This is a genomic window from Mycobacterium sp., from assembly GCF_035499775.1.
Classification (GTDB): Bacteria; Actinomycetota; Actinomycetes; order Mycobacteriales; family Mycobacteriaceae; genus Mycobacterium.
Map to the genome: position 1 here is coordinate 1 of NZ_DATJYB010000487.1, position 7463 is coordinate 7463.

Annotated in this window: 6 protein-coding genes; 1 reads left to right on the forward strand and 5 read right to left on the reverse strand. The window is 63.4% G+C overall.

Annotated elements, in window-relative coordinates; all coding sequences use genetic code 11:
* From VML93_RS29910 to VML93_RS29930, 5 genes are all read right to left on the reverse strand, one after another.
* Positions 1 to 1376: class I adenylate-forming enzyme family protein (locus VML93_RS29910; protein WP_325616085.1), on the reverse strand; the 1376-nt coding region annotated here is incomplete at its 3' end.
* Positions 1377 to 2000: 624 nt separating this feature from the next.
* Positions 2001 to 3296 (reverse strand): citrate synthase, encoded by a 1296-nt coding sequence (locus VML93_RS29915; protein WP_325616086.1) that lies wholly within the window; start codon positions 3294 to 3296, stop codon positions 2001 to 2003.
* A 749-nt stretch (positions 3297 to 4045) separates the two neighbouring features.
* A complete protein-coding gene (locus VML93_RS29920; RefSeq protein WP_325616088.1) occupies positions 4046 to 4441 on the reverse strand; it encodes a helix-turn-helix transcriptional regulator in 396 nt (131 codons plus the stop codon).
* A gap of 75 nt (positions 4442 to 4516) precedes the next feature.
* Positions 4517 to 4876, reverse strand: a complete 360-nt coding sequence (locus VML93_RS29925; protein WP_325616090.1) for a hypothetical protein — start codon at positions 4874 to 4876, stop codon at positions 4517 to 4519.
* An 841-nt stretch (positions 4877 to 5717) separates the two neighbouring features.
* Positions 5718 to 6878, reverse strand: coding sequence for an acyl-CoA dehydrogenase (locus VML93_RS29930; protein ID WP_325616091.1), 1161 nt, complete (start codon positions 6876 to 6878; stop codon positions 5718 to 5720).
* A 323-nt stretch (positions 6879 to 7201) separates the two neighbouring features.
* Between VML93_RS29930 and VML93_RS29935 the strand changes: the two genes are divergently transcribed.
* Positions 7202 to 7463: hypothetical protein (locus tag VML93_RS29935; RefSeq protein WP_325616093.1), on the forward strand; the 262-nt coding region annotated here is incomplete at its 3' end.

The window sequence follows — 7463 nt, forward strand, 5'->3', positions numbered from 1 at the left end:
ACGGGCAGCTTGTATTTCGACAACGACTCGTGCAGGTGCTCGCGGATCTGCTCGACGTGCAGTTGCGTGCCGGGATGCAGCGACGCGAACAGCACCGGCTCTTCGCCGTAGACCGGATCGGGCCGCCCGATGACCGCGGCCTCGGCGACCTGCGGCAACTGGTGCACCACGACTTCGATCTCGCGGGGATAGATGTTCTCCCCGCCGCGGATGATCATGTCCTTGGCCCGGTCGACCAGCACTAGGTAACCGTCCTCATCGAAGCGCCCGATGTCCCCGGTGTGCAGCCAGCCATCGACGATCGTGGTGGCGGTCTCCTCGGGCCGGTTCAGATAACCGCGCATCACGTTGGGGCCCTTGATCACCACCTCACCGGCCTCGCCATCGGCCACCGGTTGCCCGGAGGCGTCGACGATCCGAATCGTCTGGCCAGCCAAGGGCAGTCCGACGGTGCCCGCCTTGCGCTTCCCGTACAACGGATTGATAGTGCTGGCGCACGACCCCTCCGACAGGCCGTAGCCCTCGATGATCGGGATGCCGTAGCGCGATTCGAACCGCTCCAGCAACTCCACACTGGCCGGCGCGGCACCGCAGATCGCGAACCGCACCGAGGAAGTGTCGGGTTGGACGTCCTCGGGCAACCCGGCCAGCATCGTGTAGATCGTGGGCACGGCTGAGAAATACGTAGCCCCGCTCTGTTCGACCCTGCTGAAGAACGTCTTGGGGCTGAATCGGCCGGCGACGGTGATGCGCCCTCCGGCCAACAACGGTGAAACAGTGCCGATCACGATCCCGTTGACGTGAAACAGCGGCAGGATCAGCAGGCTGTGATCGGCACCGGTCAACGCGAACACCTCAATCACGTTGCGGCACATCGCGATCAGGTTGGCGTGATCCAGCATCACGCCCTTGGGCCGGCCCGTGGTCCCGCTGGTGTAGATCAGCAGCGCCAGCGCGTCGTCGTCAACCTGCGCCGGGTACAGCTGGCCGTCGGCGGGTGGCGCGGTCAAGTCGCCGGCGACGACCACCTGCCGTCCGCCGGTGTCGAACTCGGGCACGGTGTCGACGATCAACACTTTGGCGTCGGCGTCGCCAAGCTGATACCGCACTTCTGCCGGCCGCAACGCGGGATTGATCGGCGTCACCACCGCACCCAGCCGCCACGCCGCGAACAGCGCTACCACAAAGCTCGCCGTATTAGGCAGCATGACCGCCACCACATCGCCGCGCGAAACACCAAGCCGGCCAAGCGATCCGCCGGCCCGGCGCACCGCCTCCAAGAACTGGCCATTGGTCAAGCTGATATCGTCATCGGCGACAGCAGACCCCTCGGGATCCTTCGCCGCACGCAATTCCGGTAGTACTGGCAGGCTCATCTGCACTCCTTAGCCGCAACGGCAACTTAACCAGCGACAGCGCCGCAAGTCGAGGTAAATCGCGACATTGGCCTAAGAATGTTGTGAGCGCTGCCAGTGACGTCAGCAGGATCTACCTTCATGTCATGACGACGCCACGAAGCGGAAGCGATGTGGATGTTGACCTGTAGTCCGCCAGATCGATGGATTGCACCCTCGGCGGGCCGAGCTTACGGCGACTATTCAGCGTTACCTCGAGGAGGAGATTCCCTAGCTCGGCCGCGGTGGGTTGAGCATCGGGCCCAGTATCTCCGGCAACGCGGTGGCCGAGGCCCGGTACGCCTGGTTGGGCGCCTCCGGCCGCAACGGGCGGCGCGGCGCTGAACGCTTCGCGGGGCGATAGCCCAATTTCAATTGGCAGAAGGTATAAACCGGTGGCATACAAATACATCGGGTGATGCGGCATTTAACCGGGCGAAACGTGTTACGAGCGAGTGCTATTGTTTTAAGTTCGTTGCTCGGGCGGACGTTTGGTCCACATTATCTCGAAACGCGTGCCGATAATAGGCAATCCTAAGCTAAGACGCGGATGAAAGCGTCCAACTTATTTGGGTGTCGCGGGATAGGTGCGGCGCAGTTGGGGCTTCAGCGGTGAGTCAGGTCGATGTACTCGCGCTCGGTGTAGCCGGTGTAGACCTGGCGTGGACGGCCGATCTTGCCCCCGCCCTCGTTGTGCATCTCGCGCCAGTGCGCTATCCAGCCCGGCAGCCGGCCCAGCGCGAACAGCACGGTGAACATCCGCGTCGGGAACCCCATCGCGCGGTAGATCACGCCGGTGTAGAAGTCGACGTTCGGGTAGAGCTTGCGCTCGATGAAGAAGTCGTCGGTCAGCGCGACCTCTTCGAGCGCCTTGGCGATGTCCAGCAGTTCGTCGTCGCCGCCGAGCTTGCCGAGGATCCTGTCGGCCTGCTCCTTCACGATCCGCGCCCGCGGATCGTAGTTCTTGTAGACCCGGTGCCCGAAGCCCATCAGCTTCACGCTGTCCTCGCGGTTCTTCACCCTCTTGACGAAATCGTGCACATCGCCGTCGGCTTGGCGGATCTTGTCCAACATCTCAAGCACCGCCTGGTTGGCGCCGCCGTGCAGCGGACCCCACAGCGCGTTGATGCCGCCGGAGATCGACGTGAACAGGTTGGCCTGCGACGAGCCGACCAGCCGCACCGTCGAGGTGGAGCAGTTCTGCTCGTGATCGGCGTGCAGGATGAACAGCATGTCGAGTGCGCGGACGAGCTCGGGATCGACCTCGTGGGGCTCGGCGGGCAACCCGAACGTCAGCCGCAGGAAGTTCTCCACCAGCGTCAGCGAGTTGTCGGGATACAGGAACGGCTGACCGATCGATTTCTTGTACGCGTAGGCCGCGATGGTGGGCAGCTTGGCCAGCAGCCGGATGGTGGACAGCTCCACCTGGGCCTCGTCGAACGGGTCGAGCGAATCCTGGTAGTACGCGGACAGCGCGTTCACGGCGCTGGACAACACCGGCATCGGGTGGGCATTGCGGGGGAAGCCGTCGAAGAACCTCTTGAGGTCCTCGTGCAGCAGCGTATGCCGCTGGATTAGGGTGGTGAACTTCTCCAGCTGCTCGTTGTCCGGCAGCTCCCCATAAATCAGCAGGTAGCTCACCTCGATGAAGGTCGATTTCTCCGCGAGCTGCTCGATCGGGTAGCCGCGATAGCGCAGGATCCCGGCGTCCCCGTCAATATAGGTGATGGCGCTCTTGGTCGACGCGGTGTTGACGAAGCCTTCGTCGAACGTGGTGTAGCCGGTCTTGGAAAGCAGCGAACCCAGGGCGATGCCGTCGGCTCCCTCAGTTGCATGGACGATCTCCAGGTCAAGCTCGCCACCAGGGTAATTCAAGGTCGAGAACTCGGTGTTATCGGGCATCGGAATCCCTTCGTCGCTGGTGAGAGTGCACTATGCCCTACCAAAGGTAGTCCCAATTGGCGCGTTCATGCCCCCGTCTGGAGGTCGAAGATTTAGATTTAGACGGGCTGTCGGACCCCTGCCCTCAGGGCTATGAACTCGGCATACGTGGCCTCGACCCCGGGCGCGGTCAATCCGCCCTCGTGGCGATGCTGTCGCCGCCCAATGGCCGGTACCTCAACCATGGCCAGCTTCTCCGCACCCCACCCGGTAGACGGCGACGATGATGGCGAGGACGACCTCGGGCGCCGTCCGGTCGGCCGACGGGGGGACGGCCCGGATGCCGGGAGCGCTATCTCGTCACGACGCGGCTCGCGGGCTTGACGCGGACCTTCCGGCTGGCGGGACACGCACCCGCCAGCCTGTAAGGGGGCGAGCCGCATTCACCAGCGAATTCCCGTTCAGCGGCGGTGTCGGGCGGATAACCCAACCGGGAGAGTTCGAGTCACTGTGTAAGGCTCTAAGACGAAAACGGCGGCTGCCGTTTCTGCTAGCCGGGCGGACAACTTCAAGCCGCACAAGCCAATCCACTCCAGCCAGTCCACGACGAACTCGGGGCACATTAACGAACCGCTTCTCACAACTCCGAGCACACGACCCCAAATCCACGAGCGGTACGCGATTGTTCAGGAGCCTCCCTGCCACATGTTGGCGATCGTTGTGCAGCATCGGGACTCGGGATTGAGTATTGAACACGCATTCCCGTCGGACTACCGGGAGTCTCGTTCGTGCGAGTGCAGGTAGCTTCGATACACCGTCAGCAGGGCGTCTTTTTCCGGGGCGGTCAGGTGCGGGTCGACCCGGATAGCCGCTTCGACCGGCTGCGCGCCCGCCGGTGAGGCATCGCCTGCGTCCGCGGGGTGCGAGGCGCCACCGGCGCTGAGTATCTCGGTTAGCGATATCTGCAACGCATCGCCAATCTGAAGCAACACCCGCAACGTTGGATCGTGCAGCCCCCGTTCAATCTGGCTTAGGTAGGCGTTGGATATCCGGGTCAGGCGGGAGAGCTCACGCAGTGACAGGTTGGATAACTCACGCTGGGTGCGAAGGAACGTCCCGAGCGCTGCCCGCTGCACCTTCCAGGTTTCGCTGAACGCAGCGTCCATACCACTTTCTCCTTAACGCGGTGCCTGGAGCAACCGCGGTGGGGGTTGCTCCAACGGTCGGCATCGGGAGCCAGGTTACTTGGCAGTCGTCTTCGTCTTCATTGGCGTCTTCGTCTTCATTGGCGCCTTCCTGGGCGCCGGCGCCTTCTTGATCGGCGTGGTCGACACCGGTGTGGAGGCCCCCAACAGCCGGTGCACGAACTCCTGGTTCAGCTTCAGGAATTGAGCGGCGAAGTCATAGACGCTGTCTACGATCGCCCTCGGGTCCCCGACGTTGGGGATCAGATCGCCGACTGACCGTATCGGTGCCGGGGTTATGTTCGCCAATGCCTGCCTCAAGGCCTGGATCGCCTCGACGGCGGCGTCCTGACCCGCCTTAATGGCATCGAGGGCCCGGGTTTGGAGGGTGGTAATTGCCTCTTGTGCGGTCGCCATTGATTTTCCTCCTCGGTGACGAAATACGATAACTGCTGATAACTATATCACGCGATAGATTGATATATCAAACGGATCGCGGCGTCGGGCGGCGCCATTTCGCTGCTATTCAGCTCCTCGCCGGGCGCGGAGAACAGCGGTGAGCTCTCCGCTGCTTTTTGGGGTTCGACCGAATCAACTGTCAGCGACCACCGCAGATAGCTACGCCGAGCCGGACTCGTCGATTCCGACGACCGCAGCATCGACGGCTACCACCGCCCCAGCCACGACTCCCTCGCCGCCCTCTGCGCAGGTACTCGACCCCACCTACTGGCCGATAACCAGGGCGCGACCCTGCCGCAAGCACGCCCAACGCATCGGCAGAATTCGCGGACGCACTCCGCTTGACATTTGAGCGGTGTGTCCAAGTTCAGGGCACCGGCGACACCGGCACAGCACGCGGACCGCTGTCACCTCCTGGATCGACGACGGTCGGCGCGGAAGCGAGGTTTCTCACCGCGGCGCCGCTCAGCTGTCCTATGCCAAGAGCGCTGATGCGCTGGCGCCGAAATCAGCCGGCCTTGCACCGGACCTTTCAGCGTACGAACCCGACGTAGTCGGCTTCGCCGAGGAACCGGAGCGAGGGCAGATCCAGTTTCTCGTCAACCCGTTCTGGGCAGCCAAATCGAACGCAATTCAACCATCGACCAACTCGAACCAGTGATGTCGTTGCCCTGGCGGTAAGCCTGGCCCACCAGATGATGATCGCGATCGGCGAGGTCGTGTTCAGCTCGTTACCGTGCCCGCTGCCAACCACCTTGCCGTGCGCCTTCACCGGGCGGGCTGCCCGCCGGCCAGTGAGCTACTTCAGCAATGCGCGTGCCATGACGACGCGTTGAATCTGGTTGGTTCCTTCGTAGATCTGAGTGATCTTGGCGTCGCGCATCATCCGCTCGACCGGGAAGTCCTGCGTGTAGCCGGCTCCGCCGAACAGTTGCACCGCGTCGGTGGTGACCTCCATGGCCACGTCGGAGGCAAAGCACTTCGACGCCGAGGAGATAAAGCCCAGATCCCGCTCGCCGCGTTCGGCCCGCGCAGCGGCGGAATAGACCATCAGCCGCGCGGCCTCCACCTTCATCGCCATGTCGGCCAGCATGAACTGCACACCCTGAAAGTCGCTGATCCGCTTGCGGAACTGGCGGCGGTCCTTGGTGTAGGCGATCGCCGCGTCCAGCGCGCCCTGGGCGATGCCCACCGCCTGCGCCCCGATCGTGGGGCGAGTGTGATCCAGCGTCGCCAGCGCGGTCTTGAACCCGCTGCCCGGTTTGCCGATGATCCGATCGGCCGGGATGCGGCAGTCCTCGAAATACAGCTCGGTGGTTGGCGACCCCTTGATCCCCAGCTTGCGTTCCTTGGGACCGACCGTGAAACCAGGGTCCTCCTTGTGCACCATGAACGCCGAGATCCCGTTGGCGCCCTTGTCCGGATCGGTCACCGCCATCACCGTGTACCAGCTGGACTTGCCGCCGTTGGTGATCCAGCACTTCGCGCCGTTGAGCACCCACTCGTCGCCGTCAGGCCGGGCCCGGGTCCGCATCGCCGCCGCGTCACTGCCGGCCTCCCGTTCCGAAAGGGCATACGACGCCATCGCCTCGCCGGAGGCCAAACTCGGCAGCACCTGGCGCTTCAGCTCCTCCGAGCCCCGCAGAATCAGGCCCATCGTGCCCAGCTTGTTGACCGCCGGAATCAACGACGCCGACGCATCGACGCGCGCCACCTCCTCGATCACCATGCAGGTCGCCACTGAGTCGGCACCCTGCCCGCCGTACTGCTCGGGCACATGCACCGCCGAGAACCCGGAATCGTTGAGCGCCTTGAGCGCCTCTTCCGGGAACCGGGCATGCTCATCCACATCGGTGGCGTACGGCGCGATCTGGGTTTCGCACAAATCCCGCAACACCGCACGCAACTCGTTGTGCTCATCGGGAAGCCTGAACAGATCAAACGACGGATCACCGGCCATGGCGAGGTCCCTTCTCGTGTTGCTTCTAGACAATGGTTGGAATTCGATGATTGCGGCGGTCGTCGAGCCCGAGTGTGGCGCTGGAGAACCGGACGTTGCTAAGACTGTAACGAGCCTGGCTAGCCATGGCGATGTCGCTGACCGACCAACTCTCGAGGTGTAGTTGTCTTCCCGAGATAACACTCGCACGAGGGCACGCTGCTGGGCTGTAGGCGGTTGTTGTCGCGTCCCTGATGGGTATCGTCAACGACGACGATGACGGTGATCTTCGTTCTCTGGGGATAATGGGCCACCACACTTGATCTTGGTCTACCCTTGCGCGCATGTGCTGCGACATGATGCACGAACAGGTCGCTGTTGTTGCCGAGAAGCTGCCGGAGCGCACCGATGAACTCGGGTTCCTGGGTGATCGCGCCGTCACCTGGGAGGTCAGCCTTTACCAGTGCGCTGCGTCCACTTCGTTTCAACATCGTTGCCGGTGGCTGCGCAGCCCACACGTGGCCGAGCTCTTTAGCGCCAACGCCGGCGAAACCGAATTCGACCCGGCCGCGCAGACGGAGCTGCGAGCTGCACGTGCACGCGACG

Bases quoted from the DNA above. Each gene is read 5' to 3' on its own strand.
- VML93_RS29915 (WP_325616086.1), bottom strand. From the start codon at position 3,296: ATGCCCGATAACACCGAGTTCTCGACCTTGAATTACCCTGGTGGCGAG.
- VML93_RS29920 (WP_325616088.1), bottom strand. From the start codon at position 4,441: ATGGACGCTGCGTTCAGCGAAACCTGGAAGGTGCAGCGGGCAGCGCTC.
- VML93_RS29925 (WP_325616090.1), bottom strand. From the start codon at position 4,876: ATGGCGACCGCACAAGAGGCAATTACCACCCTCCAAACCCGGGCCCTC.
- VML93_RS29930 (WP_325616091.1), bottom strand. From the start codon at position 6,878: ATGGCCGGTGATCCGTCGTTTGATCTGTTCAGGCTTCCCGATGAGCAC.